This window comes from Chiayiivirga flava (assembly GCF_014202825.1).
GTDB classification, from domain to species: Bacteria; Pseudomonadota; Gammaproteobacteria; order Xanthomonadales; family Xanthomonadaceae; genus Chiayiivirga; species Chiayiivirga flava.
Genome location: NZ_JACHHP010000001.1, coordinates 766,507 through 792,791, shown reverse-complemented (window position 1 = coordinate 792,791; position 26,285 = coordinate 766,507). Strand labels below are relative to the sequence as shown.

24 protein-coding genes and 1 riboswitch are annotated in these 26,285 nt (G+C 69.3%); of the genes, 19 read left to right on the top strand and 5 right to left on the bottom strand.

What is annotated here, in order from left to right:
* The first annotated feature begins 98 nt into the window (after positions 1-98).
* The 3 genes from HNQ52_RS03310 to HNQ52_RS03300 are packed head-to-tail and all read left to right on the top strand — an operon-like array spanning position 99 to position 2,935.
* Positions 99-1,232: a Re/Si-specific NAD(P)(+) transhydrogenase subunit alpha gene (locus HNQ52_RS03310; RefSeq protein WP_183959656.1), complete on the top strand. Its 1,134-nt coding sequence runs from the start codon at positions 99-101 to the stop codon at positions 1,230-1,232.
* Positions 1,229-1,528 carry an NAD(P) transhydrogenase subunit alpha part 2 gene (locus HNQ52_RS03305; protein ID WP_183959952.1) on the top strand — a complete coding sequence of 100 codons (300 nt, stop codon included), beginning with the start codon at positions 1,229-1,231 and terminating at the stop codon, positions 1,526-1,528. Before HNQ52_RS03310 ends, HNQ52_RS03305 begins: the two co-directional genes overlap by 4 nt.
* A 6-nt stretch (positions 1,529-1,534) precedes the next feature.
* Positions 1,535-2,935: an NAD(P)(+) transhydrogenase (Re/Si-specific) subunit beta gene (locus tag HNQ52_RS03300; protein ID WP_183959654.1), complete on the top strand. Its 1,401-nt coding sequence runs from the start codon at positions 1,535-1,537 to the stop codon at positions 2,933-2,935.
* A gap of 58 nt (positions 2,936-2,993) precedes the next feature.
* Here HNQ52_RS03300 and HNQ52_RS17355 read toward each other — a convergent pair whose 3' ends face one another.
* Together HNQ52_RS17355 and HNQ52_RS03290 are read right to left on the bottom strand one after the other, a co-directional pair.
* Positions 2,994-4,523 (bottom strand): NHL repeat-containing protein, encoded by a 1,530-nt coding sequence (locus tag HNQ52_RS17355; protein WP_183959653.1) that lies wholly within the window; start codon positions 4,521-4,523, stop codon positions 2,994-2,996.
* Positions 4,524-4,616: 93 nt separating this feature from the next.
* Complete coding sequence (locus tag HNQ52_RS03290) at positions 4,617-4,997, bottom strand: hypothetical protein (protein WP_183959651.1); 381 nt, start codon at positions 4,995-4,997, stop codon at positions 4,617-4,619.
* A 176-nt stretch (positions 4,998-5,173) separates the two neighbouring features.
* Between HNQ52_RS03290 and sufT the strand changes: the two genes are divergently transcribed.
* The 5 genes from sufT to HNQ52_RS03265 all read left to right on the top strand — a co-directional run bounded on the left by sufT (position 5,174) and on the right by HNQ52_RS03265 (position 10,443).
* Entirely contained in the window at positions 5,174-5,725 is a 552-nt protein-coding gene (gene sufT / locus HNQ52_RS03285; protein WP_183959649.1) for a putative Fe-S cluster assembly protein SufT, read from the top strand.
* A 178-nt stretch (positions 5,726-5,903) separates the two neighbouring features.
* Positions 5,904-6,308 (top strand): hypothetical protein, encoded by a 405-nt coding sequence (locus tag HNQ52_RS03280; protein WP_183959648.1) that lies wholly within the window; start codon positions 5,904-5,906, stop codon positions 6,306-6,308.
* A gap of 513 nt (positions 6,309-6,821) precedes the next feature.
* Positions 6,822-6,943: riboswitch (SAM riboswitch) on the top strand.
* A gap of 97 nt (positions 6,944-7,040) precedes the next feature.
* Entirely contained in the window at positions 7,041-8,093 is a 1,053-nt protein-coding gene (metX, locus tag HNQ52_RS03275) for a homoserine O-succinyltransferase MetX (protein ID WP_183959647.1), read from the top strand.
* Entirely contained in the window at positions 8,090-9,301 is a 1,212-nt protein-coding gene (gene metB, locus HNQ52_RS03270) for a cystathionine gamma-synthase (protein WP_183959646.1), read from the top strand. The genes metX and metB overlap by 4 nt, the downstream gene beginning before the upstream one ends.
* Positions 9,298-10,443, top strand: coding sequence for a homoserine dehydrogenase (locus HNQ52_RS03265; RefSeq protein WP_183959645.1), 1,146 nt, complete (start codon positions 9,298-9,300; stop codon positions 10,441-10,443). Before metB ends, HNQ52_RS03265 begins: the two co-directional genes overlap by 4 nt.
* 140 nt (positions 10,444-10,583) lie before the next feature.
* Here the strand turns inward: HNQ52_RS03265 and HNQ52_RS03260 are convergent, their stop codons facing one another.
* A complete protein-coding gene (locus HNQ52_RS03260; protein WP_183959643.1) occupies positions 10,584-12,611 on the bottom strand; it encodes a 3-hydroxyacyl-CoA dehydrogenase NAD-binding domain-containing protein in 2,028 nt (675 codons plus the stop codon).
* 372 nt (positions 12,612-12,983) lie between these two features.
* On the opposite strand from HNQ52_RS03260, the gene rpoE reads away from it, so the two are divergent.
* Together rpoE and HNQ52_RS03250 are read left to right on the top strand one after the other, a co-directional pair.
* Positions 12,984-13,577, top strand: a complete 594-nt coding sequence (gene rpoE / locus HNQ52_RS03255) for an RNA polymerase sigma factor RpoE (protein ID WP_183959951.1) — start codon at positions 12,984-12,986, stop codon at positions 13,575-13,577.
* 44 nt (positions 13,578-13,621) lie between these two features.
* The gene (locus tag HNQ52_RS03250; RefSeq protein ID WP_183959642.1) at positions 13,622-14,272 is read left to right on the top strand and encodes a sigma-E factor negative regulatory protein; all 651 of its coding nucleotides are present in this window, start codon (positions 13,622-13,624) and stop codon (positions 14,270-14,272) included.
* Positions 14,273-14,607: 335 nt separating this feature from the next.
* Here HNQ52_RS03250 and HNQ52_RS03245 read toward each other — a convergent pair whose 3' ends face one another.
* On the bottom strand, positions 14,608-15,117 hold the full coding sequence (locus tag HNQ52_RS03245; RefSeq protein ID WP_183959641.1) for a hypothetical protein: 510 nt from the start codon (positions 15,115-15,117) through the stop codon (positions 14,608-14,610).
* A 318-nt stretch (positions 15,118-15,435) separates the two neighbouring features.
* On the opposite strand from HNQ52_RS03245, the gene HNQ52_RS03240 reads away from it, so the two are divergent.
* From HNQ52_RS03240 to recO, 7 genes are all read left to right on the top strand, one after another.
* Positions 15,436-16,857 (top strand): Do family serine endopeptidase, encoded by a 1,422-nt coding sequence (locus HNQ52_RS03240; protein ID WP_183959640.1) that lies wholly within the window; start codon positions 15,436-15,438, stop codon positions 16,855-16,857.
* 230 nt (positions 16,858-17,087) lie between these two features.
* Positions 17,088-18,881, top strand: coding sequence for a translation elongation factor 4 (lepA, locus tag HNQ52_RS03235; protein WP_183959639.1), 1,794 nt, complete (start codon positions 17,088-17,090; stop codon positions 18,879-18,881).
* A 49-nt stretch (positions 18,882-18,930) separates the two neighbouring features.
* Positions 18,931-19,797, top strand: coding sequence for a signal peptidase I (gene lepB / locus HNQ52_RS03230; RefSeq protein ID WP_183959638.1), 867 nt, complete (start codon positions 18,931-18,933; stop codon positions 19,795-19,797).
* A 33-nt stretch (positions 19,798-19,830) separates the two neighbouring features.
* Positions 19,831-20,229 carry a DUF4845 domain-containing protein gene (locus HNQ52_RS03225; protein ID WP_183959637.1) on the top strand — a complete coding sequence of 133 codons (399 nt, stop codon included), beginning with the start codon at positions 19,831-19,833 and terminating at the stop codon, positions 20,227-20,229.
* On the top strand, positions 20,222-20,881 hold the full coding sequence (gene rnc / locus HNQ52_RS03220) for a ribonuclease III (RefSeq protein WP_183959636.1): 660 nt from the start codon (positions 20,222-20,224) through the stop codon (positions 20,879-20,881). Before HNQ52_RS03225 ends, rnc begins: the two co-directional genes overlap by 8 nt.
* Complete coding sequence (gene era, locus HNQ52_RS03215; RefSeq protein WP_183959635.1) at positions 20,882-21,865, top strand: GTPase Era; 984 nt, start codon at positions 20,882-20,884, stop codon at positions 21,863-21,865.
* Between the two features lie 3 nt (positions 21,866-21,868).
* The gene (recO, locus tag HNQ52_RS03210; RefSeq protein WP_343059193.1) at positions 21,869-22,603 is read left to right on the top strand and encodes a DNA repair protein RecO; all 735 of its coding nucleotides are present in this window, start codon (positions 21,869-21,871) and stop codon (positions 22,601-22,603) included.
* Positions 22,604-22,611: 8 nt separating this feature from the next.
* Here recO and HNQ52_RS03205 read toward each other — a convergent pair whose 3' ends face one another.
* Entirely contained in the window at positions 22,612-23,370 is a 759-nt protein-coding gene (locus HNQ52_RS03205) for a response regulator (protein ID WP_183959634.1), read from the bottom strand.
* A gap of 38 nt (positions 23,371-23,408) precedes the next feature.
* Between HNQ52_RS03205 and HNQ52_RS03200 the strand changes: the two genes are divergently transcribed.
* The gene (locus tag HNQ52_RS03200) at positions 23,409-25,496 is read left to right on the top strand and encodes an intermembrane phospholipid transport YdbH family protein (protein ID WP_183959633.1); all 2,088 of its coding nucleotides are present in this window, start codon (positions 23,409-23,411) and stop codon (positions 25,494-25,496) included.
* Between the two features lie 122 nt (positions 25,497-25,618).
* Positions 25,619-26,227, top strand: coding sequence for a YdbL family probable chaperone protein (locus tag HNQ52_RS03195; RefSeq protein ID WP_183959632.1), 609 nt, complete (start codon positions 25,619-25,621; stop codon positions 26,225-26,227).
* Positions 26,228-26,285 lie beyond the last annotated feature (58 nt).

Here is a 26,285-nt window from a genome sequence, read left to right as displayed (position 1 = left end):
CTGCGGCACCTTCTCCCGCAGGGAGAAGGAAACAGCGACCACGCGTCGCGGAAGAAATCGGTTAGCATCCCCGCGGGGTTCCACTTCGAGGATGCGCCATGCCGGTGACGGTGGTTGCGATCCGCGAGCGTGCGCCGAACGAGCGCCGTGTCGCGATATCGCCGGAGATCGTGAAGAAGACGAAGGCGCTCGGCGCCGACGTGCTGATCGAAACGGGTGCAGGCGCTGGCGCGCAGCTGCCGGACAGCGCCTTTCCCGGCGCCGACATCGCGCCCGACGCCACCGCCGCGCTGGCCCGCGCTGACGTGCTGCTGAAGGTGCAGCCGCCCACGCTGGCCGAGATCGCCGCGCTGCGCCAAGGCAGCGTCGTCATCTCCTTCCTGCAGCCGCACGCCGATCCCGAGCGCACCAAGGCGCTGCGCGATCGCAACATCACCAGCTTCGCCATGGAACTGCTGCCGCGCACCACGCGCGCGCAGGCCATGGACGTGCTCAGCTCGCAGGCCGGCATGGCCGGCTACAAGGCCGTGCTGATCGCCGCGCAGGCCTCGGGCAAGTTCTTTCCGATGCTCACCACCGCGGCCGGCACCATCCGGCCGTCGAAGGTGCTGATCGTCGGCGCCGGTGTCGCGGGCTTGCAGGCCATCGCGACCGCACGCCGCCTCGGCGCGCAGGTGGAAGGCTTCGACGTGCGTCCGGAGACGCGCGAGCAGATCGAATCGCTCGGCGCCAAATTCCTCGACCTCGGCGTCAGCGCCGCCGGCACCGGCGGCTATGCACGCGAACTCACCGCCGAGGAACGCGCCGAACAGCAGCAGCGTCTTGCCGACCACGTGAAGAACATCGACGCCATCGTCACCACCGCCGCCGTGCCGGGACGTAAGGCCCCGCGCATCATCACCGCCGCGATGGTCGACGGCATGAAACCCGGCAGCGTCATCGTCGACCTCGCCGCCGAAACCGGCGGCAACTGCGAACTGACCAAGCCCGGCGAAACCTGGGTGCACAACGACGTCACCATCGTCGGCCCGCTCAACCTGCCGAGCATGGGCGCGATCCATTCGAGCGAGATGTACGCACGCAACCTGTTCAACTTCCTCGCGCTCTCGCTCAAGGACGGCGCGCTGAACCTCGACTGGAACGACGAACTGATCGCGCAGACCTGCCTCACGCACGCGGGCGAGATCCGCCACGCGCCCACCAAAGCCCTCGTGGAAGGAACTCCTGCCTGATGGACGGTTTCCTCGCGCTCTACATCTTCATGCTCGCCGCCTTCACCGGGCACGAAATCATCTCGCGCGTGCCGGTGATCCTGCACACGCCGCTGATGTCGGGCTCCAACTTCGTGCACGGCATCGTCGTCGTCGGTGCGATGGTGGTGCTGGCGCAGGCCGACACCACGCTGCTGAAGGTCATCGGCTTCATTGCGGTGGCGCTGGGTGCGGGCAACGCGGCCGGCGGCTACGTGGTCACCGACCGCATGCTCGACATGTTCAAGTCGAGCAAGCCCGCTGCGAAGAAGGACTGATCGCGCATGGACGCCGCACTCGTGTACATCGCCAAGGCCGCGTATTTCGTGGCCGCCGTACTCTTCATCCTCGGCATCAAGCGCATGGCCTCGCCGGTCACGGCGCGCAAGGGCATCCAGCAGGCCGGCCTCGGCATGGTCATCGCGGTGGTGGCCACGTTCGGCATCACGCGGCTCGACAACATCGGCTGGATCCTCGCCGCGCTCGCCGTCGGCATCATCCCCGCGTGGCTGCGCGCGCGCAGCGTGCAGATGACCGCGATGCCGCAGCAGGTGGCGCTTTACAACGGAATGGGCGGTGGCTCGGCCGCGGCCATCGGTGCCGTCGAACTGCTGCACTTCGCGCACATCGGCATGATGCCGAACCGCATCGTGCTGGCCGCGGCCGTCATCGGCGCACTGATCGGCTCGATCTCGCTCACGGGCTCCGTGATCGCTTGGGGCAAGCTCGACGGCGTGTTCGACAAGCGCTTCAACTTCAAGGGCCAGCAGGCGTTCAACCTGATCCTTTTCGTGGCCGCGGCGGTGTGCGGTGCGCTGCTGTTCCTCGACATCAACGTGTGGCTGATCGTGGCCTTCTTCGTGCTCGCGCTGGTGTTCGGCGTGGCGATGACCCTGCCGATCGGCGGTGCCGACATGCCCGTCGTCATCTCGCTGTTCAATGCCTTCACGGGGTTGGCGGTGGCGTTCGAAGGCTTCGTGCTCGGCAACGAGGCGTTGATCATCGCCGGCATGGTGGTCGGCGCGGCCGGCATGCTGCTCACGCAGTTGATGGCCAAGGCGATGAACCGGCCGATCACCGGCGTGCTGTTCTCGCAGTTCGGCGGCGGTGGCGCGGGCTCGCAGGAAATCGCCGGCTCGATGAAGCCGATCGAACCCTCCGATGCGGCCTCGCTGCTGTACATGGCCGACAAGATCGTCATCGTGCCGGGTTACGGCATGGCCGTGGCGCAGGCGCAGCACAAGATCTGGGAGCTGTCGAAGCAGCTGATCGCGCGCGACAAGGAAGTGAAGTTCGCGATCCATCCGGTTGCTGGCCGCATGCCCGGCCACATGAACGTGCTGCTCGCCGAAGCGGGCGTGCCGTACGACCTCATCGTCGACATGGAAGACATCAACCCCGAGTTCGGCACCACGGATGTTGCCATCGTCATCGGCGCCAACGACGTGGTGAACCCTGTCGCGAAAACCGACAAGACCTCGCCCATCTACGGCATGCCGATCCTCGACGTGATCAACGCGCGCCAGGTCATCGTGATCAAGCGCGGCAAGGGCACGGGCTTCGCCGGCATCGAGAACGCCCTGTTCTATGCCGACAACTGCAGGATGCTCTACGCCGACGGACAGGAAGCGGCGAACAAGCTCTCGTCCGAGCTCAAGGCCATCGACAGCAGCGGCGGGCACTGAACCCGTCCTGTCATTCCGGCGCGCGATGGTTGCGCGCCGGAATGACGCATCATTCGACCTACTCGAAGTCGTCCGCGAACAGCTCCGTGCGCAGCAGCCGGAACGCGATCAGCCGATCCTCGCTGCGATCGCTGCTGTCCTGGCTGACCCGCGCGCCGGCGGCGACCAACACGCCGGTCGGTGCCACGGTGGCGGCGAAGGCGCGTTCGTTGGTGAGGAAGACGTTGGTGATGCCGGTCTGCACCGCGAGTTCGGTGTAGCGGGCGAGGCCGTTCGCGGCGAAGCCTTCGTCGGCCGCTCCGTTGGGCTGCAGTCGCAATACGCCGACGTGGGGATCGAAGGCGTTCGGGCCGGTGTCGCCGACGAGGTAGTGACGGCCCCGTGCATCGTGGGCCATCGCGTTGGCGATGTCGCTGCCGTCGCCGGCGGGCGTGGAGTCGCCGAAGACGTTGCCGTCGCCGCCGAACGTGGTGTCGACCGTGCCGGTGGCGGTGAGGCGCGCGGCGAAGAAGCTCGGCGCGTCGGAGAAGGGCGCCAAGGCCATGCCAGCGACAACGATGCGGCCGTCGTCCTGCACGTCGATCGCCATCGGCAGCATCGCGTTGCGCGCCGGGTCGACCGGCAGCAGGCGCGAGCCGCCACTGCCGAACGCGGTGTCGGGCGTGCCGTCGGCGCGCAGCAGCATCACGGCGGGCGTGCCGTGGCCTTCGAGGTCGAAATCGAGCGTGTTGGCGACCACGGCGATGCGTCCGTCCGCGCGCCGCGCCAGACGCACCTGGCCTGCGCCGATCTCTTCGCCGAGACCGGGGAAGTCGTCGTAGGCCTGCAGGCCGTCGGGGCCGAAGTCCAGGTCGGGCGTGCCGTCGGCATGCAGCCGGCGCAGTTCGAGTTCGATCTCGCGGAAGCCGCCGTTGGGCAGGAGCTTCATGATGCTGGCGATGGCGAGCAGGCTGCCGTCCGGTTCCATCGCGAGGTCGAAGGACAACGGCTGTCGCAGCGCGCAGTCGGCACCGTCGCACAGCGGCAAGCTGACCACGCCCGCGGTGCCGAAGCCGGTGTCCGGTGTGCCGTTGGCAAGGTAGCGCGCGAACAGCAGTTCGCCGGGCGCGTCCGGGCCGTCGGCCAGCAGCGCGCTGCGCACCATCAGCACGATGCGGCCGTCCGGTTGCTGCACCATGCCGTGCAGCGCGTGGCTGTGCGCGGTGCGCGCGAAGGCATCGACGCGCAGGCCGCCGTCGCCGAAGCCGGCATCGAGGAAGGCCGCGGCGCCGCCGGGCACCGCGATCGGCGTGCTCTGCGGGCGGATGCGTGCGAGCACGATGCGCGAAGGTGCGTCCGAGTCCGGATCGGTGTGTGCGTCGCCCGCGACGAGGATGAAACCGCCGTCCTGCGCGATGACCTCGCGCCCGGCCTCGCGCGTGACGCCCGCGACATCGAGTGCGATCACGCCTTTCTGGTTGCTGTTGCTGAAGAGGACAGGATCGAGCGGCACGCGGGCGATGCCCGGCGGTGTCTGCGCGTGGGCCGCGGCGAAGGCGATGGCGCAGCAGGCCAGCAGCGCGGTGCGCAACAGGTGCGGGTTCGGCATCGGGGACGTCTCCTCGCGGCGTCGGGGGCGCGCCGCACGTCCACGTCACGGAATTCGGAGCCCGGTTTTGCCACTGCCGCGGTGATGCGTGATTCAGCGCCCGAAGCGCCACGCGATGCCCAGCGCGCCGAGCAGCCACGCCGCATCGACCCAGCCGAAATTCGTCGTGCCGTACAGCCACGCCAGCCCGGGGCTGATCTTCCACACCGCATCGGCCGGTCGGAAGCCCATCAACAGGCCGATCTGCGCCGCCGACACCAGGTACCAGGCCACCGCCACCGTCGCCAGCGTGATCGCGATCGCCCAGCCTGCCCGCGCCGGTCCCGCGGGTACCGCGGCCAGGCGCAGCAGCAACGCCGCGTCGAGCGCCGTCACCACCGCCATCCACGCACAGTTGCTGCGGAACACGAGGCTCAGCCCGGACCACACCGCTGCCACGCCGGCCACGGCGACGACGGCCACCAGCAGCACCATCGCGATCGAGGCTCGGAAATTGGGGGGCAGGACGCGTTCTGACACAGGGCGGGCAGGGTGGCGGGGTGCGGTAGAATAGCGGCTCGGCCGACGCCTCGCGCCCGCCGAACCGCACCGTGCCGCATCGCACGTGTGCGCCGCTTGATTCCCCTCCGCCAGAGCCCCATCCGATCCCGATGTACAGTCGCAGCAGCGAGCCGGTGAAATTCGAACGCGACTGCGATGTCGTCATGGTGCCGCAGGGCGAACAGGTGACCCTGCCCGCGGGCAGTGTCGGCTACATCACGCAGGCCCTCGGCGGCAGCTTCACGGTGTTCGTAGAAGGCAATCTGTTCCGCATCGCCGGCAACGACGCCGATGCCATCGGCAAGGAACCGCCCGAGCCGCTGGAACTGCCCGAAGGCGCCACCGACGACGACGTCGAGGTGATGGCCTGGCAGCAGATGCGCACCTGCTTCGACCCGGAAATCCCGTTCAACATCGTCGACCTCGGCCTCGTGTACGCCTGCGAGATCGCCCGCGGCGACGATGGCCAGCGCACCATCGCCGTGAAGATGACGCTGACCGCGCCCGGCTGCGGCATGGGGGACATCCTCGTGCAGGACGTTCGCGACAAGCTCGAACGCATCCCGACGGTGCGCGAGGCGGACGTGGAGCTGGTCTTCGATCCACCGTGGAATCAGGGCATGATGTCCGAAGCCGCCCGGCTCGAAACCGGGATGTTCTGACGCCGCCGCGGGATCGCGGCGGGGGTGGCAGAGCAGGGCGGATCAGGTCTGCGGACACGAGACCGGCCGGTATCTCGGTTGCCGACATCGCGTCCGCCGCTGCCAAGCGAGACGACATCTGCCCGGGCGGGAGTGCCCTCGCGGCTGGCGCATCGCAAGACGACGAGGATCGCGCACGATGAAACGTCGATTGCATCTGATCGCTGCCGTGCTGTTCCTGCTGCTGCTCGCGGACCAGTGGCTGGTGTGGGGCGGCCTTGGTCGCGCTCCCGCCGTGGGGCCTGCGGTGCTGGCCGCCGCCGACCGCGAGGTGAGCCTTGCGAGCGTGCACGTGCTGATCGGCGAATGGCTGGTGCGCAGCGCCGGCCTCGACGAAACCGCGATCGATGTCGCGCAGGCGCGGTTTGCGCAAGTGTTGCCGGGCGTCCTCGCCAATCCGGCCGCGGCGCTCGATGTGGCGACGGCACGTATGCCGGGGAGCGTGCGTTTCGGCTACATCGGTGCGCCGGTGATGCTGGTGTTGACTGCGCTGCTGTGGTGGCGGCGACCGCGTTCCGTGCATCTGGTGCGGACGCGGCGGTGAGTTGGCGGTTGCGCTGTCGCATGCGCGCCTGACGCAGCTGGCGAGTCCCGCGTCCTGCAGTACGAAGAGTCCCAGGCGCGACTCCATCTCCGGAAACCTCCAACACCGTCGTCCCGGCGAAAGCCGGGACCCAGCGACGTTGCTCTTTCTTGGTCGACCACGCAGAAGAACCAAGCAACGTCACTGGGTCCCGGCTTTCGCCGGGACGACGGTAGGCGGGGGTTAGGTCGACTCGCCGGACAACGGTCGCCGAAGGCCGTGGTCCCGACCGATCCCGTCGAGTGAAGCGCGCTGACATACGAGCGCGCTGACATACGATCGACGCGTGACGAAAAACTGGATTCCGGCCTTCTCGGGATGACGCAGGGTGGGGATACCCGCACATTTCGTGCGTGTGGACGCGTCGGCAAGCCGTGAGCCGGCAGTGAAACGACGCAGGTGACTGGTATTCAATCGTTTCATCCGCATAAAGCGATTGACATCCCGCGAATCCCGCGTAGACTCGCCCTCGAAATCCCATCAAGACCGGCAGAGGGACAGGCCCGACGAAGCCGGGGCAACCACGACGTTTCGCGACGTCGCGCGGTGCCAAATCCTGCGGCGGATGCTTCGCGCATCCCACCGGAAGATGGGTCGCGCCGTTGCCGTCCGTTTCAGTGCATCGCGCGACATCAGCTCATCGGAACCGCAGGACCTTGGTCGGGAATCCCGCCACGTTCCGGAGTCCAACCGATGACCTTCACTGCCGCCCACGCCGCGCCGCTTGCCTTCGATGCGTCATCGCAGGCCGACATCGACTTCGCCGGCGGTCGCGGCGAACCGCCTCCCGCCACAGTCGCCCTGCGCGGCACGCACGAGATCGTGCTGGCGCTGCGCCACGCCGGTTCCCGCCGCGTGCGCATTGCCTGGGAGCTGCAGGGCGCGGTCGATGCGCCGCTGCTCATCGTGCAGGGCGGCATCTCCGCGCATCGCCACGCGGCGGCGAGTGCGCGTTTCGCCGAGCCGGGCTGGTGGGCCGGGCAATGCGGCGAAACGCGTGCGCTCGACACCGCGCGTTATCGCGTGCTCGCGATCGACTGGCTCGGCGCCGACGGTGCGCTCGATTGTTGCATCGACCCGGCCGACCAGGCCGATGCCATCGCGGCCGTGCTCGATACGCTGGCAATCGCGCGCGCCCATGCCTACATCGGCGCCTCGTACGGCGCGATGGTGGGGTTGCAGTTCGCAGCGCGTCATCCTGCGCGGCTGGGTCGGCTGATCGCGATCAGCGGCGCGCACCGCTCGCACCCGCAGACCACTGCGCTGCGTGTCATCCAGCGCCGCATCGTGGCGCTCGGCCGCAGCGAGGGCACGGCGCGCGAAGCACTGGCGCTGGCGCGGGCGCTTGCGGTGGTCGGCTACCGCAGCGCGGAGGAGTTCGATGCACGCTTCGCCGCGTTGCCGGCCGTCGATGCCGACAGCGCGCGCTTCGGCGTGGAGGACTATTTCGATGCGATCGGCCCGCGCTTCGTCGCGCGATTCTCGCCGGTGGCCTATACGCGGTTGTCGGAGTCGATCGATCTGCAGCAGGTGGACCCTGCGTCGATCACCGTGCCGACCGATCTCGTCGCCGTCACGCAGGACCAGATCGTGCCGTGCAGCGACATCGATGCCCTCGCGCTCGGCATCGCGGCCGCGTGTCGCGTGCACCGCATCGATTCGCTCTACGGCCACGACGCGTTCCTGAAGGAACCCGTGCAGATCGACCGCGTGCTGCGCGCCGCACTGCGCGGAGACGCCGCATGAGCGCGCTCGACATCGCCAGCGCCAGCCGCCGTGCCGGCACCGCCGCCGTGCGCGCCGGCATCGATCGCGACCCGGCCTTCGGCGCCGTCGTCCCGCCGCTCGTGCTGTCGACCAACTTCAGCTTCGCCGGCTACGGCGAGAAGCGCCAGTACGACTACACCCGCAGCGGCAACCCGACGCGCGATCTGCTCGGCGACGCGCTCGCCGAACTCGAAGGCGGCGCCGGCGGCGTGATCGTCTCCACCGGCATGGCTGCGATCACGCTGGTGTTGCAGCTGCTCGAGCCGGGCGAGCGCCTCGTGGTGCCGCACGACTGCTACGGCGGCAGCTGGCGCCTGTTCAACGCGCTGGCCAAGAAAGGCCATTTCGTCCTCGACACCATCGACTTCACCGACCCGCGCGCGCTGGCCACCACGCTCGCGCTGCAACCGAAGATCGTCTGGATCGAAACGCCGTCCAATCCGCTGCTGCGCATCACCGACCTCCGCTTCGTGGCCGAGGCCGCGCACAGGGTCGGCTCGCTGGTGGTGGCCGACAACACCTTCCTCTCGCCCGCGCTGCAGACGCCGCTCGCGCTCGGCGCCGACATCGTCGTGCACTCGACCACCAAGTACATCAACGGCCACAGCGATGTCGTCGGTGGCGCAGTGATCGCGAAGGACCGCGCGCTGCACGACACGCTCACGTGGTGGGCGAACGCCCTTGGCCTCACCGGCTCGCCGTTCGACAGTTTCCTCACGCTGCGCGGCCTGCGCACCCTCGACGCGCGTCTGCGCGTGCACCAGCAAAACGCCACGGCGCTCGCGACGCTGCTCGACGATCACGCCGCGGTGCGGGCGGTGCATTTTCCGGGACTCGTTTCGCATCCGGGCCACGCACTCGCTGCGCGGCAGCAACGCGGGTTTGGCGCGATGATCGGTTTCGATCTCGCCGGCGGCGTGCCGGCGGTGCGCGCCTTCCTCGATGGCCTGCAGCATTTCACGCTGGCCGAATCGCTCGGTGGTGTGGAGAGCCTCGTCGCGCATCCGGCCTCGATGACGCATGCGGCGATGAGCGCCGAGGCGCGTGCCGTGGCCGGCATCGGCGATGGCCTGCTGCGCTTGTCTGTCGGCATCGAATCGCTCGACGACCTGGTCGAGGACATCGCGGCCGCGCTCGATCGTGCCGCCGCCGCGACGCCGGCGCGCGCGGTGTCGGGATCGCGATGAGCGCCGTCGTGGCGACCGCAGCGATCGCGCGCGCTGGCGACGCAGCGGTCGGCGCCGCGCCGGACATCGAGGACGCCAAACCGCGTGCCGACATCGTCCTGCTCGGCGTCGGCACCGTCGGCCGTGCGGTGCTCACGCGCCTGTCCGCGCTGGCCGATGTCGCGGACCTGCGCCTGCGTGCGCTGGCCAACACGCGCACGCGCCTGCAATCGGCCGATGCGATCGACCCGGTCGCCGCCATCGAGCGCCTGCGCGACGGCGAGGCGGCGGACCTGCAGCGCAGCATCGCCGTGCTCGGTGCACAGGACGCCGTGCCGCGCGTCGTCGTCGATGCCACGGCCAGTGCCGACGTGGCGGCCTGCCACGCGCTGTGGCTGCGCCAGGGCCTGCATGTGGTCACCGCGAACAAGCTTGCCATCGGCGGCGTGGCCGCAAACGAACGCGCCGTGCGCGCCGCCGCACGCGCCGGCGCCACGGTGTACGGCGACAGCGCCACCGTCGGCGCCGGCCTGCCGTTGCTGCGCAGCGTGCGCGCGCTGCGCGCGGGCGGCGATCGCATCCTGTCGCTGGCGGGGGTGGTCTCGGGTTCGCTCGGCTGGCTGTTTGCCACCTTCGACGGGACGCGCCCGTTCTCGGCCTGCCTGCGCGAGGCGCACGCGCGCGGCTTCACCGAACCCGACGCGCGTGCCGACCTCTCGGGCGAGGACATGCGGCGCAAGCTTCTGATCCTGGTGCGTGCGGCCGGCTTCGCGCTCGAGCCGGACGATGTGACCGTCGAATCGCTCGTGCCCGAGGCCCTGCGCGATCGCGCCGCCGCTCCGACCGACGCGGATTGGGAACGATGCGACGAACCGTTGCAACGGCGCCTCGACAGCGCGCGACGCCACGGCCGCGTGCTGCGTCCTGTCATACGGTTCGACGATCATGGCCGCGCCCGGGCCGGGCTCGAGACGCTCGACCGCGACGATCCGCTGGCGCAGTCGCGCGGCTGTGACAACCGCGTCGCGATCCGGAGTACGCGTTACGCGACGCGCCCGCTGCTGATCGAAGGCCCGGGCGCCGGCGCGGAGGTCACCGCGGCGGCGCTGCTCGACGACGTGCTGTCGATCGCGGCGTCGGCGCCGAAACATCGCTCTGCGTAGCGGGGACCGCGTTCCCGTCTGCGGGAGCACCACGCGTTCCACGTCGATGGAGCGCGGCGGCGGTGCGGACTCGTCCCCCCACACCGCCGTCGCGCTTCAGCGACACCGCGCTATCGTGCGACGGCGCCGGGAGTCGCCGGTCAGAGTGCGTCCCACCCCGGACGCGGCGCGAATCGCTCGCCGTACCGCGCCGCAAGCTGCTCAAGACGCTGCTTCATCTTCGCGACGCCTTCGCTGCGGATGTACGTGATCGGACCGCCGCGGAACGGCGCGAAGCCGGTGCCGAAGATCACGCCGGCGTCGAGCAGGTCGGCGTCGGCCACCACGCCGTCGTGCAGGCATGCGACGGCCTCGTTGAGCAGCGGGAAGATGAGACGATCGGTCAGATCGTCCGGCGCGCGGTAGTCCTTCGGCACCTCGGGTTTCACGGCGCGGCCGTTTTCCCACGCATACAGCCCCTGGCCGTCCTTCTTTCCGCGTTTGCCGGGCTCCACGACGAAGGCCGCCGGCACCGCGGTGCCGTGGAATTCCGCCATGATCCTGCCCACGCTCGCGGCCACGTCCAGCCCGACGGTGTCGACCAGTTCGATCGGCCCCATCGGCATGCCGAACTTCAGCGCGGCCTTGTCGATGACGGCACCCGGGATCCCTTCGTTGAAGCACAGGATCGCCTCCTGCATGTACGGGGCGAGGATGCGGTTGACGAGGAAGCCCGGGGTGCCCGCGACCGGCACCGGCAGCTTGTCGATGGCGCGGCAGAACGCGGCGAGGCGGCGCTCGGTCTCCGGCGCCATCGTGTCGTGCCGGACGATTTCCACCAGCGGCATTTGCGCCACCGGGTTGAAGTAGTGCAGGCCGGCAAAACGCGCCGCATCCTGCAGCCGCGTGCGCAGGTCGGTCAGAGGCAGCGAGCTGGTGTTGGTGACCAGCACCGCGCCGGGTTTCAGTTGCGCTTCGAGTTTTTCGTACAGGTCCTGCTTGGCTTCGAGGTTTTCGAAGATGGCCTCGATCACGAGATCGGCCTTCGCCACGCCCGTGCCGCCGACGTCGGCCACGAGCCGTGCCAGTGCCGCCGCGCGCTTGTCCTCGCGCCGGATCTTTTTCCCGAACAGCTGCGCGGCGCGATCCATTGCCGGCTGCACGTACTGCATCTCGCGGTCCTGCAGGGTGACATCGAACCCGCGCAGCGCGCACCAGGCCGCGATGTCGCCGCCCATCACGCCGGCGCCCACCACGTGCACGTGCGCGATGCCGTGCTCCTTGCCGCCCAGGCCCTTGAGCCGTTCCATCAGGAAGAACACGCGGATCAGATTGCGCGCCGTCGGCGTGCCGGCGAGTTTCACCACGCCGCGCTGCTCGCCGCGCAGACGATCGCGGATTGTCGCGCCACCGCGACGCCACGCTTCGATCAACGCGTACGGCGCCGGGTAGTGCGCCTTCGGCGCCTTGCGCGCGACCTGCTTGACCAGCATCGGCGCGAGGATCTGCCGCGTCGGCCACAGATTGGTGGCCCAGGCCGTGGCGCGTTGTTTGAATGGACGGGCGACGCCGCGCTTGAGCAGCTCGATGGCCGCGTCGAGCAGCATCGCCGGCTCGACCACCTTGTCGACGAGGCCGATCGCGCGCGCGTTCGCGGCCGACAGCGCGCGCCCGGTCAGCATCATGTCCATCGCGGCCGGTGCGCCGACCAGCGCCGGCAGGCGGACGCTGCCGCCCCAGCCCGGGAAGATGCCGAGTTTCACTTCCGGCAGGCCGATGCGGGTGGAATCGTCGTTCGACGCCACGCGATAGCGGCACGCGAGCGCCAGTTCGGTGCCGCCACCCATGCAGTGACCGTGGATCGCGGCCACGGTGGGGCACGGCAGGTCGGCGAGGCGCTGGAACACGTTCTGGCCGCGTTCGATCGCCTCCTTCACCGTGCCGCGGCGGTCGAAGTCCTGGAATTCGTTGAGGTCCGCGCCCGGCACGAAGCCGGCCGCCTTGCCCGACCGGATCACGACGCCGGCCGGCTTCTCGATCGCCACGCGCTCCAGGATCAGGTCCAGTTCGTCGAGCACGGCCTGCGCGAGCGCGTTGACGCTGTTGTCGGCGCGGTCCAGCGTGAGGACGAGCACGCCGTCGGCGCGGCGCTCGGTCTGCCAGTGGCGGAAACGCAGTCCATCGAACATGGGAAACTCCGGTGGGTCCCGGGCGGGCCGGGCGAGTGAGGCAGCTATGATCCGCGCTCGCCGCAGGCGGGGTCAATGCGCCGGAGTATGGTGTCCGGCGCTGCCGGCGTGGCGCGGCTGCGACGCAGGCGGTGGACGCCCGATTGAACTTTGTCGCACCGCGGCCGGTCTGCTGCAGTCTGCATTGACGGGGCATGCGCCGACTTGGTCGATCTGGACGACAATACGCTGGTCCTCTCCCACCGTACGGTCGATGCGTCGCCCGACGCCGTCGATGCCGGTCCGGGGACACCGGCCACGCGCGAGGTGACCGCGGCGCTTGCCGCGATCGCCGATCGCGCCCCAATTCGCTCGAACGGAGTGTTGCCCCGGATGGGCGAGAACGAAATCGACCACGCGCTCGTCCTGCGCGTCCAGCAAGGCGAAAAACGCGCCTTCGATCTGCTGGTGGGCAAGTACCAGCACAAGATCGTCAGCGTCATCCAGCGTTACCTGCACGACTGGAGCGAGTCCCAGGACGTGGCGCAGGAAACCTTCATCCGCGCCTACCGCGCGCTGGCGAACTTCCGCGGCGACAGCCAGTTCTACACCTGGCTGTACAAGATCGCGATCAACACGGCGAAGAACCACCTGGTGTCGCTCGGGCGGCGCCCGCCGTCCGACGACATCGACGCGGTGGACGCGGTGCAGTACGACGGCGGCTCCCGCCTGCGCGATACCGACACGCCCGAACACGAGCTGATGCGACAGGAGATGGAACAAACCGTCGCGAAAACGGTCGAAGCCCTGCCCGAGGAGCTGCGCGTGGCGATCACGCTGCGCGAAGTGGAGGGCCTGAGCTACGAAGAGATCGCGGAAACGATGCAATGCCCGATCGGCACCGTGCGTTCGCGGATCTTCCGCGCCCGCGATGCGATCGACCAGAAACTCCGGCCCATGCTCGAGACCCAGAGAGCCCGCCCATGAACGCCTCCCGGCCCACCCCCGACCAGACTCCCGCCGCGAACCCCATGACCACACCGCACGACGCACGCGAACAGCTCTCCGCCCTGATGGACGGCGAACTGGACAAGGATTCGGTCCGTTTCCTGCTTCGGCGCTGCGACGGCGACAGCGCGCTGAGCGGATGCTGGCAACGCTGGCACGTGGCCGGCGAGCTGATGCGCGGAGACCGCGCGGTGCCGGTGCGGGTCGACCTGGTCGGCGCGGTGTCGCTTGCGCTGGCGCAGGAAGCGCGGCCGGCCGCGGGCGGCATGGGCCGCACGGTGCTGCGCTGGGGCGGCGGATTCGCCGTCGCGGCGTCGGTGGCGCTGGCGGCGCTGATCGTGGTCCGGCCCACGGCCGCGCCCGAGTCCACGCTGACCGCCGGCACCGCCGCGACGCCGCGCGCAGTACCGACCACGCCTGCCAGCGCGGTGGCGGTGGCGACGGTCGCACCGTCCGCACTGCGCGAGCAGGATCTGCGTCCGCCGTATCGGCTGGACGCGCAGACTGTTTCCAACAGCGGCATGCCGCACCGATACCTGGGCTTCGATCCGCGGATCGAAAGTTATCTGCGCCGGGAAAACGGCCTGCGACTGCAACCGCAGGCGGTGCGGTTGCCGCCGCCGATGCCGCTGCGCGCGCCGGCGCCGGCACGCGAGCTCGACACCGTCGACTGAAATCCGGCGACGAAGGCGCCGTCCGGTAACGAGGCGTGGCGCCGCTCCCTCCTGCCTGCCGGCATCCTCCCCCGCGCGGGAGAGGACAGTCGATCCGATGCCAGGGCTGTTCGAGCTCGGGTGCCCGGTCTTCGGGGTTGGGAGTTGATGCTTCGGTGAACGTGGCCGCCAGCACTGATCCCGTCAGACTCGCCGTCAGCCGTCAGCCGTCCGCGGTCAGTGTCGCCTAGAGTTCCATCGAAGAAATCCTTCTCCCGCACAGCGGGGGAAGGTGGCGGCATCCGGAAGGGGATCTTTCGCGCGCAACGCGCAGCAAGCGCGCCCCCTCACACCCCTCAGCCGCGACCGATCAGCTGCAGGATGCGCTGCTGCAGCTCCGCTGCAACGGCAGCGCCTTTCGCCTTGGTCATCAGCTGGACGAACGTGGGCAGCAATCCGCGTAACTCGTCCGCGGAATAGCAGTGCTCGAGCTTGAGCGTGAAACCGAACGCGCGGAATCCGAGCGACGCCACGGCGGTTTCGTTCATCAGCCGGCGCGCCTGCATGAGGCCTTCCGCCGGGTCGCTGCCGGACGCCACCGCAGGCAACTCGGGCGCAGCCGCGGGCGGCGGCGCGGGCTGGCGCGCGGCGTCCGCGGCGCCGTCGATCAGACCGAGGGCGGCCAGTTCGTCGAGCAGCGCGCCCACGTCGCCGAACGAGGCAAACATCGTCTGCAGTTCGGTCACGCTGTGATGGCCGTCGATCGCGATCAGCAGCGTTCTGCTGCGGGTGGATAGGCGATGCCGGCGGGTGGAGATCTCGTCTGCGCCTGCGGCAGTCTTGCTCGGTACGTGCTTGGCGTGCACCGGTCCCCCGGGAGTAGGCGGCAGGCGGAATGAGGCGCCGGCGGCGCTCGGACGCGCGCCTGGAGGCCTCGCCCGTAGCCGACACATTAACCTGAACGCGCCACAACGTGTAGCCACGCCGCATCGACCCGCAGCCTCGTCCCGCCGCGCGGAAAATCCCGTCGTACGGCCTTGCGACCAAGCGGCGCAACGCCCATCCGCTGCTGCCGCGTCTTGGGAACTTCACCCCGAGCCCGCAAATCCAACGGCCCAGCCGCGGCTCCCCGTCTGTCGTGTCCGGCCGGATCCGTACCACCCCGCTGCAAGGAGCGTGACCCAATGAATCGAATCCAGAAGATCGGCGCATCCGTGCTGTATGCGCTGGTGCTCTTCGTGCCCGCCGCCTGGGCCCAGTCGCTGCCCGATTTCACCGGCCTCGTCGCCGACGTGAGCCCGGCCGTGGTCAACGTGAGCGCCACGCGCACCGCCGAAACCATGATGCGCAACGGCGCGAACGCGCCGCAGCTCGACGACGACGACATTCCCGAAATCTTCCGCCGCTACTTCGGCCAGCCCGGCGCCCCCGTGCAGCCGCGCGACAGCACCTCGCTCGGCACCGGCTTCATCATTTCCGCCGACGGCTATGTGCTGACCAACCACCATGTCATCGACGGCGCCGATGAGGTGGTGCTGCGTCTGGCCGACCGCCGCGAACTCGATGCCGAGGTGGTCGGCAGCGATCCGGCCACGGACATCGCCCTGCTCAAGATCGAAGCCACCGGCCTGCCGGTGGTGAAGATCGGCGACTCCGATGCGCTCCAGCCCGGCCAGTGGGTGGTGGCGATCGGCTCGCCGTTCGGCTTCGACCATTCGGTGACCGCCGGTGTGGTGAGCGCCACCGGCCGTCCGAGCATGGACCAGAGCCAGCAGTACGTGCCCTTCATCCAGACCGACGTGGCGATCAACCGCGGCAATTCCGGCGGTCCGCTGCTCAACACCGCGGGCGAAGTGGTGGGCATCAACTCGCAGATCTTCTCCAACACCGGCGGGTTCATGGGCGTGAGCTTCGCCATCCCGGTGGAAACGGCGATGAACTCGGTCAAGCAGCTCAAGAGCAAGGGCTACGTGTCGCGCGGCCTGCTCGGCGTCCGGATCCAGGACCTCACCCGCGACCTCGCGCGCAGCCTCGGCCTGCCGCGCACCGGCGGCGCGCTGGTGTTCGCGCTCGAACCCGGCGGCGCGGCGGAAAAGGCCGGCGTGAAGGTACGCGACGTGATCCTGGCCTTCGACGGCACCGAACTGGCGCGTTCGAGCCAGCTGCCGCCGCTGGTGGGCGCGACCGAACCCGGCTCGCGCGCCACGCTCACCGTGTACCGCGACGGCAAGGAACTGCAGATCCCGGTGACGGTCGGCGAGGCCGAACGCGACAGCAGCGGCCCCGCCGCGCCCGCCAACGCCGATGCGGCCGCCGGCAATGCGCTCGGCATCGTGGTGGAGGACATCGCCCCGGCACAACGCGAGGCATTGGGGCTCGACGACGAACAGGGCGTGGTCATCGCCCGCGTGGTCGGCGCACCCGGCCGCCGGGCCGGGCTGAGCGCCGGTGACATCGTGCTGATGGTCGGCAAGACCGCCGTGGCGACCGCCGCGCAGTTCAATGCCGCGGTCAAGGGCGCCACGCCGGGCGAGCCGGTGATGCTGCTCGTGCGCAGTGGCCAGCAGACGCAGTTCGTCGCGGTGATGCCGGACGCCGACGACTGAGGACCAACGGTATGCCCGGTTTCGCCACTGCGCGGCGCCGGGCAGGCCGAACAACCGGCGGCAGGATGCCACGGGCGCGGCACCTGGCCACGGAAGGCGCCGCGTCGCGCCCCGGTCGCACCGGGGCGCGGCACGTTCCGGCCGCGCGGCAGGCGGCCCGCGAAACCGGGCGCCGCGTGGCATACTATGCGGCTTTATGCGGCCACGCCGCGCAGGCCGTCATCCCTTCGATGCAACACATCCGCAATTTCTCCATCATCGCGCACGTCGACCACGGCAAGTCCACGCTGGCCGACCGCATCATCCAGATCTGCGGCGGCCTGCAGGACCGCGAGATGGAAGCGCAGGTGCTCGACTCCAATCCGATCGAGCGCGAGCGCGGCATCACCATCAAGGCCCAGTCGGTCTCGCTACCGTACACGGCCGAGGATGGCAACACCTACCAGCTCAACTTCATCGACACGCCCGGCCACGTGGACTTCAGCTACGAAGTCAGCCGCTCGCTAGCCGCGTGCGAAGGCGCGCTGCTCGTCGTCGATGCCGCGCAGGGCGTGGAAGCGCAGTCGGTGGCGAACTGTTACACCGCGGTCGAGATGGGCCTCGAAGTGGTGCCGATCCTCAACAAGATCGACCTGCCCACCGCCGATCCGGAAAAGGTGAAGAAGGAAATCGAGGCCGTGATCGGCATCGATGCCAGCGATGCGATCGAAGTCAGCGCCAAGACCGGCCTCAACGTGCGCGCCGTGCTCGAAGCCATCGTCAAGCGCATCCCGCCGCCGCAGCCGCGCGACACCGACCGCCTGCAGGCGCTGATCATCGACTCGTGGTTCGACAACTACCTCGGCGTGGTCTCGCTGGTGCGCGTGATGCAGGGCGAGATCAAGCCAGGCGACAAGATCCTCGTCATGAGCACGGGCCGCACGCACCTGGTCGACCAGGTCGGCGTGTTCACGCCCAAGCGCAAGGTCAATCCGCGCCTTGGCCCGGGTGACGTGGGCTGGATCAACGCTTCGATCAAGGACGTGCACGGCGCACCCGTCGGCGACACGCTGACGCTGGCCGCCGCGCCTGCGCCGGCGCCGCTGCCGGGCTTCCAGGAAATGCAGCCGCGCGTCTTCGCCGGCCTGTTCCCGGTGGACGCCGAAGATTACCCGGACCTGCGCGAGGCGCTGGAAAAGCTCAAGCTCAACGACGCCGCGCTGCGCTTCGAGCCGGAAAGCTCGGAAGCCATGGGCTTCGGTTTCCGCTGCGGCTTCCTCGGCATGCTGCACATGGAAATCGTGCAGGAGCGCCTCGAGCGCGAGTACAACCTCTCGCTCGTCACCACGGCGCCGACCGTGGTGTACGAACTGCTCGACACCGAGGGCAAGGTCTCGCCGCTCGACAACCCGGCCAAGCTGCCGGCGGTGACGAAGATTGCGGAAGTGCGCGAGCCGATCATCCTCGCCACCATCCTCACGCCGCCGGACTACGTCGGCAACATCATCAAGCTGTGCGAGGAAAAGCGCGGCACGCAGAGCGGCATCCAGTACCTCGGCAGCCAGGTGCAGATCAGCTACGAACTGCCGATGGCCGAAGTGGTGCTCGATTTCTTCGACAAGCTGAAGTCGGTGAGCCGCGGCTACGCCTCGCTCGACTACCACTTCATCCGCTTCGAGGCCGGCCCCTTCGTGCGGCTCGACATCCTCATCAACGGCGACCGCGTCGATTCGCTGTCGATCATCGTGCATCGCCAGCACGCGGATCGCCGCGGGCGCGAGATCTGCGACAAGATGCGGGAACTCATCCCGCGCCAGATGTTCGATGTCGCGATCCAGGCCGCGGTCGGCGCGCAGATCATCTCGCGCTCCACGGTGAAGGCGATGCGCAAGAACGTGCTGGCCAAGTGCTACGGCGGCGACGCGACCCGCAAGAAGAAGCTTCTGGAGAAGCAGAAGGAAGGCAAGAAGCGCATGAAGCAGGTCGGCCGCGTGGACATCCCGCAGGAAGCCTTCCTCGCCGTGCTGCAGGTGGACAGCAAGTGATGCACCCGGTTCGATCCATGCCCCGCGACGCGAGAAGGACAGCCCCGACGTGAATTTCGATTTTGCCGCAATCCTGGTGGGCCTGAGCGCATTCACGGGCATCGTCTGGGCCATCGACGCGCTGTTCTTCGCCCGCCGCCGCCGCGCCGCCGCCGCGGCTTCGCTCGCGTCGGAGAATGCGGTCCGGGAACCGCTGGTCGTCGAGTACTCGCGCTCGTTCTTTCCTGTGATCTTCATCGTGCTGATCGTGCGCTCGTTTCTTGCCGAGCCGTTCCGCATTCCGTCGAGCTCGATGATGCCGACGCTGCTGATCGGCGATTTCATCCTGGTCAACAAGTTCGCCTACGGTCTGCGCCTGCCCGTGCTCGACACCAAGATCCTGCCGCTCGGCGAACCCGAGCGCGGCGACGTGGTGGTGTTCCGCTACCCGGGGTTCCCGTGCGACGGACGCGAGGAGCGCAGCGGCTCGCGTTGCGGGCCGTCGCAGCAGGCGACGCCGGTGCCGCACGAGAACTACATCAAGCGCGTGGTCGGGTTGCCCGGCGACCTGGTCGAATACCGCAACAAGACCCTGTTCGTGAACGGCGAACAGATCGCGACCGAGCCTGCGGGCACCTTCATCGGCGAGGGCCAGAGCCGCGACTACACCGGACACCAGATGCTGCGCGAGCAGCTGGGCGAGGCCGGCCACGACATCCTGCTGCGGCCGCAGACCTACTATCAGCGCATCGGCGAAGGCAGCTGGACCGTGCCGGAGGGCAACTACTTCGTCATGGGCGACAATCGCGACCACAGCGAGGACAGCCGCTTCTGGGAATTCGTGCCGGAACGCAACCTGGTCGGCAAGGCCTTCCTGGTGTGGCTGAGCTGGGACAGCGGCATCGTGTTCGAGCGCATGGGAACCGTCATACACTAGTGCCCGGGGCTACCACTTCGGATGGGGATCGACATGACGCACGCTGCAAGGCACCACCGCGCACATCAGGCGGGCATGACGCTGATCGGGTTCGTGTTCGTGCTCGCGATCGCGGGTTTTTTCGCGTTCCTGATCATGCGGCTGTTTCCGGTGTACTCGGAGTACTACTCGGTCGTATCGGACATGAAGGGGCTGGCCAACGAGCCCGGCGTCGCCACGATGCCGCCCGAGCGCATCCGCGATCTGCTCAACCGGCGCTTCTACATCAGCTACGTGGAGTCGGTGAAGCCCGAGCACATCAAGATCACGCGCAACAACGGCTACAACCTCACGATCAAGTACGAGGTGCGGCGCCCGCTGGTCTACAACCTCGACTTCGTCGCGATGTTCGACAAGACCGTCGAGCTCAGCCGCCAGGGCAGCGTTGACTGACCGCATCGGCCACGTGTTCTCCGATCCGGACTTGCGGCGGCGGGCACTCACCCACCGCAGCGCCGGGGCGAAGAACAACGAGCGGCTCGAATTCCTCGGCGATGCGCTGGTCAACCTGATCGCCGCCGAGGCACTGTACGCGCGCTGGCCGCGCGCCGACGAAGGCGCGCTCACCCGCGCCCGCGCGCAGCTCGTGCGCGAGGAGTCGCTCGCGACGCTGGCCCGCGATCTGGCGCTCGGCGACCAGCTCGAACTCGGTCCCGGCGAGCTCAAGAGTGGCGGCTTCCGCCGCGATTCGATTCTCGCCGATGCGTTCGAGGCCCTCGTCGCGGCGATCTACCTCGATGCCGGCTTTGCGGCTTGCCGCGAGCGCGTGCTGGCGTGGTTCGAGCCGCACCTGGTCGCGATGCCGGACGGCGCGCCGGACAAGGACCCCAAGACCCGCCTGCAGGAATGGCTGCAGGGTCGTGCGCTGCCGCTGCCCGAATACCGGCTGCTGCGTGCCGACGGCGACGACCACGACAAGACCTTCCACGTCGCCTGCATCACCGCCGACCCGCCGTACGAAGCCGTCGGCGATGGCAGCTCGCGCCGCCAGGCCGAACAGCGCGCGGCGCTTGCCGTGCTCACCGAGCTCTCCGGAACCCGCTAGATGACCAGCCGCAACGAATCGGACCTCGACGACGAGGACAACGACGGCCTCGGACACGAGGACGCGGACGCCTCCGGCGACGGCACGCATCGCGCCGGCCTCGTTGCGGTGGTCGGCCGGCCCAACGTCGGCAAATCGACCCTGATCAACGCACTGGTCGGCTACAAGGTCAGCATCGTCTCGCAGCGGCCGCAGACCACGCGCCACCGCATCCTCGGGATCGATACGCGGCCGCATGGCCAGATCGTTTTCGTCGATACGCCCGGCCTGCACAGCGACGGCAAGCGAGCGATCAACCGCTACATGAATCGCGCCGCGCGCAGTTCGCTTGCCGACGTGCAACTGGGCCTGCTCGTGATCGAGGCCGGGCAGTGGCGTGACGAGGACGAGGCCGCGTTCGGCGTGCTGCGCGACAGCGGCCTGCCGCGTGCGCTCGTCATCAACAAGGTCGACAAGATCCGCGACAAGACGGCGCTGCTGCCGTTCATCGCGCAAGTCGCGAAAGACCGCGACTTTGCCGAAGTGTTCGCGGTTTCGGCGGAAAAGAACAAGGGACTCGATGGCCTGCGCAGGCGCGTGCTCGCGCTGCTGCCCGAATCGCCGCCGCTGTTCGGCGAGGACGAGGTCACCGACCGCAGCGAACGCTTCCTCGTCGCCGAGCTGATCCGCGAACAGCTCATGCGCCAGCTCGGTGCCGAGCTCCCGTACGCGGCCGCGGTCAATATCGAGAGTTATGCCGAGGAGCAGCGCGGCAACAAGGCGCCGATGTTGCGCATCGGTGCCACCATCTGGGTGGAACGCGACAGCCAGAAGGCGATCGTCATCGGTGCCGGCGGTCAGCGCATCCGCGCCGTGGGCCAGTCGGCGCGCCTGGCGATCGAAAGCCAGTTCGAGCGCAAGGTGTTCCTCGAGCTGTGGTGCAAGGTGCGCGACGGCTGGTCCGACGACGAAGCCTCGCTGCGCGGCTTCGGTTACGCCGAGTAGCCGATGGCGATGCTGCGCTTCGATGCGCAGCCGGCGTACGTGCTGCACGCGGCACCGTACCGCGAGACGAGCCTGCTGCTGGAAACCTTCACCCGCGACCACGGCCGCATCGGCCTGATCGCGCGCGGGGTGCGCGGTGCGCGCGGACAGCCGCAACGCGCGCTGCTGCAGCCGCTGCAACCGCTGCTGCTCGGCGCGATGGGGCAGGGCGAGCTGCTGCGGCTGACGCAGAGCGAGGCGGCGGGGCCGCCGCCGTCGCTGCACGGCGACGCCACGCTGGCCGCGTTTTACCTCAACGAATTGCTGTTGCGTCTGTTGCCGCGTGCCGATGCGCAGACGGCACTGTTCTGGCGTTACAGCGAATGCATCGGCGCGCTCACCGGCGAGCATGCAGGATGGGAATTGCGCCGCTTCGAGCGTGATCTGCTCGGCGCCCTTGGGTATGGTCTTGCGCTGGAGTCCGAAGCGCTGTCCGAGCGCGAGGTCGAGCCGACGCTGCGTTATCGGTTCGATCCCGACACCGGTCCTCGCCGCGTCGGCCTCGGCGACGCGGGCGGCAACGCGGCCACCATCAGCGGGGCCGCATTGCTGGCCCTCGCCCGCGACGAGATGCCCGGTGCCGTCGAACAGGCCGAACTGCGACGCCTCATGCGCGGCGTGCTGCGCTTCCATCTGGGTGGGCGCGAGCTGCGTTCGTGGCGCATCGTGTCGGAACTCGCCGCGCACCGCGGCAGTTGACGCGCAGGTCAGGCCGCGCCGGCCAGCAGTGTGTCGGCGTCGCACAGGAACACCGACACGCAGGTATCGACGCCGGCACGCGCGGCGAGGGCCGCCTGCAGCGCGCGTGCCGATCCGGCCAGGCGCACCGCGCCGCAGAAGCCGCAGGCGGCCTGCAACCGATGCAGCTGGGCGCGCGCGGTGTCGATGTCGCCGCGCGACACCGCGGCGGCGATGTCGGCGCGTTGCGCGGCGAGTTCCTTCAGCATCATCGTGCGCAGCGTGTCGACGATGGTGCGATTGCCGCCGGCGGCGGCCAATGCGGCCTCGTCGTCCCACGCGGGCGTGTCGTGTTCGGGCGCGGACGTGCGCGCCGCGGGCGGTGCGTCGGCGTCGATGGCGAACCCGAGCGCACGCAGCGCCCGGGCAAGTGGCTCGACGCCGATGGGTTTGTGCGCCACGGCAGCAAAACCCGTGTCCAGCAGCCGCTGGCGCGTATGCGGGCAATCGTCGGCGGTCAGCGCCAGCGCCGGTGCGGCGCGCGAGGCCGCGTCGGCATCGCTGCGCACGCGGCCGAGGACGGCAACGCCGTCGCATCCCGGCAGATTGAGGTCGAGCAGCAGCGCGTCATAGCGCCGGGCGCACGCGCGAAGCAGCGCCTCGCGACCATCGTCCACCGCATCGCAGCGCACGCCGAGCGCGGTCAGCGCATCGGCAAGGAACACACGGCTGACCGGTTCGTCTTCGGCCAGCAACACCACGGCATTCATCGGGCGTCGCACTCGCATGTGCAAGGTATGCTTCCAGCATGGAATTGGCCCCGACAATGCGCAAGTTTGTCGTCCGCGGAATGCTGCCGCTGGTCGCGGCGCTTGTATCCCCCGCGCATGCGCGGGTGGCCGAGATGCAGGTCGACACCCTCGTCACACCACTGGCCACCGCCGAAGGTATCAGCGTGCGGTTGCAGTGGCCCGATGGGCGGGACAGCGGCGACCTCGTGCTGCAGGCAAAACGGCTGGTGATCGGCGAGAGCGGCTACGCGTTCCGCAATCTGCGCTGGACCTGCACGGCCACACGCACCGCGCCGGAACGTCTCGCCTGCGATGGCGAACTACGTGCGGCAAACGCCCCCGCGTCGTCGCTGCGTGCGCAGTGGACGGCGGGACAGCTCGAGCTGCAGCTGACGCAGGCCAAGAGCACGGTCGGTCTGGTCGGGCCAGCCCGTGCGGCGTCGCCGACGGTCGATGCAGCGTCCGCGCGTACGGTGCCGTCTGGCTCCACGACGCCGAGCGCCGGGAACGCCTCCGACTGGACCGTCGCGGTCGCGCGCATGCCGGCCGCGTGGCTCGCGCCGCTGCTCGCCGGCCTGTGGCCGGACGGCAGCATCACCGGCGGCACCGTCGACGCCACGTGGTCGGTCGGCACCCGGTCCGACGGCACGCTCGTCGCCGGCGGTCCGCTGGCGGTTGCCGGACTCGGTATCGACACGGCCGACGGCACGCTCGCGGCGGCCTCGCTCGATGCCGGCGGACGCGTGCATCTGCAGTGGGGCGCGACCACGCGCATCGACGCCGATCTTGCCGTGCGCGGCGGCGAACTGCTCGCCGGCGCGGTCTACGCGAACCTGCCCGAAACACCGATCGACGTCGGCTGGACGCTGGCCGGGTCGGGCACTGCCTGGGCGCTCGAACGCGCCGTCTGGTCCGATCCGGGTGTGTTCGATGTGCAGGCCACCGCGGCCCTGGACACCGAGGCCGACGCCGCGCTGCGCGCACTCGATGCACGCTTCGCCGTGCCCGACGCCGCACTTGCCACGCCGCGGTATTTCGAGAGCCTGCTCGGCAGCGTCGGGCTCGCGGGATTGCGCGCGCGCGGGGCATTGCGCGGCCGCGTGCTGCTCGATGCGGGCGGGCTGCGACAGCTGGAGCTTGCTCCGTCGGCGTTGGACCTGGACGACGCCGACCGGCGTTTCGGCGTCGAAGGCCTGGACGGCACGCTGCGCCTGACCGCGGCCGACGGCGACAGCACGCTCGGATGGCGTGCCGCGCACGTGCACGGCATCGCGCTCGGGGCCACGCGGCTGGCCTTGCGCAGCGGCGGCATGGGGCTTGCGCTCGCGCAGCCCGCCACCATCCCGGCGCTCGGCGGCAGCATCGTATTGCCGAAGTTCTCCTGGCGCCGCGCCGCGGACGCCGGCGAGTCCGCCGCATTCGACCTCGCCCTGACCCTGCGCGACATCGATCTGCGGCAACTGAGCGCCGCGCTCGGCTGGCCCGCGTTTTCCGGCACCCTGTCGGGCGACATTCCCGGCGTGCGCTACGCCGACAGCGTGATCGACCTGCAGGGCGGCCTGACATTGCGCCTGTTCGACGGCAGCATGCGCATCGATGCGCTGACGCTCGAGCGGCCGTTCGGCGTGGCGCCGACCATGACCGCCGCCATCGCGTTCGACAACCTCGACCTGAAGCCGCTGACCGGCGCGTTCGGTTTCGGCGAGATCACCGGGCGGCTGGGCGGCCACGTGCGCGGGCTGCGCCTGGTCGACTGGACGCCGGTCGCGTTCGACGCGCGCTTCGAAACCTCCACCAGCGCGAAGGACCCGCGCCGGATCAGCCAGCGCGCCGTGCGCGACCTCACCGAAGTGGGCGGGGGCGGGATCGCGGCCGGGCTGCAGGCGCAGGTGCTCAAGGTGTTCCAGACCTTCGGGTACGCGCGCATCGGACTTTCCTGCACGCTCGCCAACGACGTGTGCCGCATGGGCGGCCTCGACGGCGGAGACGGCGGCTACACTATCGTCGAAGGTGCCGGCCTGCCGCGCGTGACGGTGGTCGGGCACCAGCGCCAGGTCGACTGGCCGGTGCTGGTCGCCCGCCTCAAGGCAGCCACCGAAGGCCAGGCGCCGATCATCGATTGAAGCCGGGAGACAGTGGAGAGGGAGAACAGTGGGAATGCGCAGTCAACGCGACCTCGCCGACTTTCGAACGCCTCTTCCCTTGCCCGCATCCCGCCCCGTTCCAACACGCTAAGGAAGACAGCATGAAACGTTCGCGCACCCTCGGATGGTCCACCCTGCTGGCCGGTCTGCTCGCACTGTCGGCCTGCGTGACGATCAACGTGTATTTTCCGGCCGCCGAAGCGCAGGAAGCCGCGCGCGAATTCGTCGAGAAGGTCATCGGCGACGACATGCAGCCGGCGCCCGATCCGGATGCACCGCCCACCACCGACGTGGGCACCGGTATGCACGGCGGGCTCGCGATGCTGGCGTTCTTCATCAGCAGCGCGCATGCCCAGACGGCCGACATCAACATCCGCACGCCCGCGATCCAGGCGATCCAGTCGCGCATGGCGGCACGCTTCCAGAGCCAGCTGGCCGCGCATTTCGACAGCGGTGCGCTCGGCTTCGGCAAGGACGGCCTGCTCGTGGTGCGGGACGCCGCGAAACTGCCGCTCAAGGACCGCGCCGCGGTCAACACCGCAGTGTCGGACGACAACCGCGATCGCGCGGCGGTCTACCGCGAAATCGCGGTCGCAAACGGCCATCCCGAATGGGAACAGCAGATCCGCGACACCTTTGCCAAGCAGTGGGTCGCGAGCGCGCGCAGCGGCTGGTGGTATCAGGACGCAGGCGGCTGGAAGCAGAAATAACCCGCTGCGCGGGCGTGCGCCGGCTGCATTGCGGATGGCCGCCCGCGGTCGTCCGGTG

Excerpts from the sequence above, each read along its gene's own strand:
- HNQ52_RS17355 (WP_183959653.1), bottom strand. The coding sequence starts at position 4,523 with ATGCCGAACCCGCACCTGTTGCGCACCGCGCTGCTGGCCTGCTGCGCC.
- HNQ52_RS03225 (WP_183959637.1), top strand. The coding sequence starts at position 19,831 with ATGACGCACGCTGCAAGGCACCACCGCGCACATCAGGCGGGCATGACG.
- recO (WP_343059193.1), top strand. The coding sequence starts at position 21,869 with ATGGCGATGCTGCGCTTCGATGCGCAGCCGGCGTACGTGCTGCACGCG.
- lepA (WP_183959639.1), top strand. The coding sequence starts at position 17,088 with ATGCAACACATCCGCAATTTCTCCATCATCGCGCACGTCGACCACGGC.
- HNQ52_RS03265 (WP_183959645.1), top strand. The coding sequence starts at position 9,298 with ATGAGCGCCGTCGTGGCGACCGCAGCGATCGCGCGCGCTGGCGACGCA.
- sufT (WP_183959649.1), top strand. The coding sequence starts at position 5,174 with ATGTACAGTCGCAGCAGCGAGCCGGTGAAATTCGAACGCGACTGCGAT.
- metX (WP_183959647.1), top strand. The coding sequence starts at position 7,041 with ATGACCTTCACTGCCGCCCACGCCGCGCCGCTTGCCTTCGATGCGTCA.
- HNQ52_RS03195 (WP_183959632.1), top strand. The coding sequence starts at position 25,619 with ATGAAACGTTCGCGCACCCTCGGATGGTCCACCCTGCTGGCCGGTCTG.
- HNQ52_RS03260 (WP_183959643.1), bottom strand. The coding sequence starts at position 12,611 with ATGTTCGATGGACTGCGTTTCCGCCACTGGCAGACCGAGCGCCGCGCC.
- HNQ52_RS03240 (WP_183959640.1), top strand. The coding sequence starts at position 15,436 with ATGAATCGAATCCAGAAGATCGGCGCATCCGTGCTGTATGCGCTGGTG.
- HNQ52_RS03205 (WP_183959634.1), bottom strand. The coding sequence starts at position 23,370 with ATGCGAGTGCGACGCCCGATGAATGCCGTGGTGTTGCTGGCCGAAGAC.
- HNQ52_RS03290 (WP_183959651.1), bottom strand. The coding sequence starts at position 4,997 with ATGGTGCTGCTGGTGGCCGTCGTCGCCGTGGCCGGCGTGGCAGCGGTG.
- HNQ52_RS03310 (WP_183959656.1), top strand. The coding sequence starts at position 99 with ATGCCGGTGACGGTGGTTGCGATCCGCGAGCGTGCGCCGAACGAGCGC.
- metB (WP_183959646.1), top strand. The coding sequence starts at position 8,090 with ATGAGCGCGCTCGACATCGCCAGCGCCAGCCGCCGTGCCGGCACCGCC.
- HNQ52_RS03250 (WP_183959642.1), top strand. The coding sequence starts at position 13,622 with ATGACCACACCGCACGACGCACGCGAACAGCTCTCCGCCCTGATGGAC.
- HNQ52_RS03300 (WP_183959654.1), top strand. The coding sequence starts at position 1,535 with ATGGACGCCGCACTCGTGTACATCGCCAAGGCCGCGTATTTCGTGGCC.
- HNQ52_RS03280 (WP_183959648.1), top strand. The coding sequence starts at position 5,904 with ATGAAACGTCGATTGCATCTGATCGCTGCCGTGCTGTTCCTGCTGCTG.
- HNQ52_RS03200 (WP_183959633.1), top strand. The coding sequence starts at position 23,409 with ATGCGCAAGTTTGTCGTCCGCGGAATGCTGCCGCTGGTCGCGGCGCTT.
- era (WP_183959635.1), top strand. The coding sequence starts at position 20,882 with ATGACCAGCCGCAACGAATCGGACCTCGACGACGAGGACAACGACGGC.
- rpoE (WP_183959951.1), top strand. The coding sequence starts at position 12,984 with ATGGGCGAGAACGAAATCGACCACGCGCTCGTCCTGCGCGTCCAGCAA.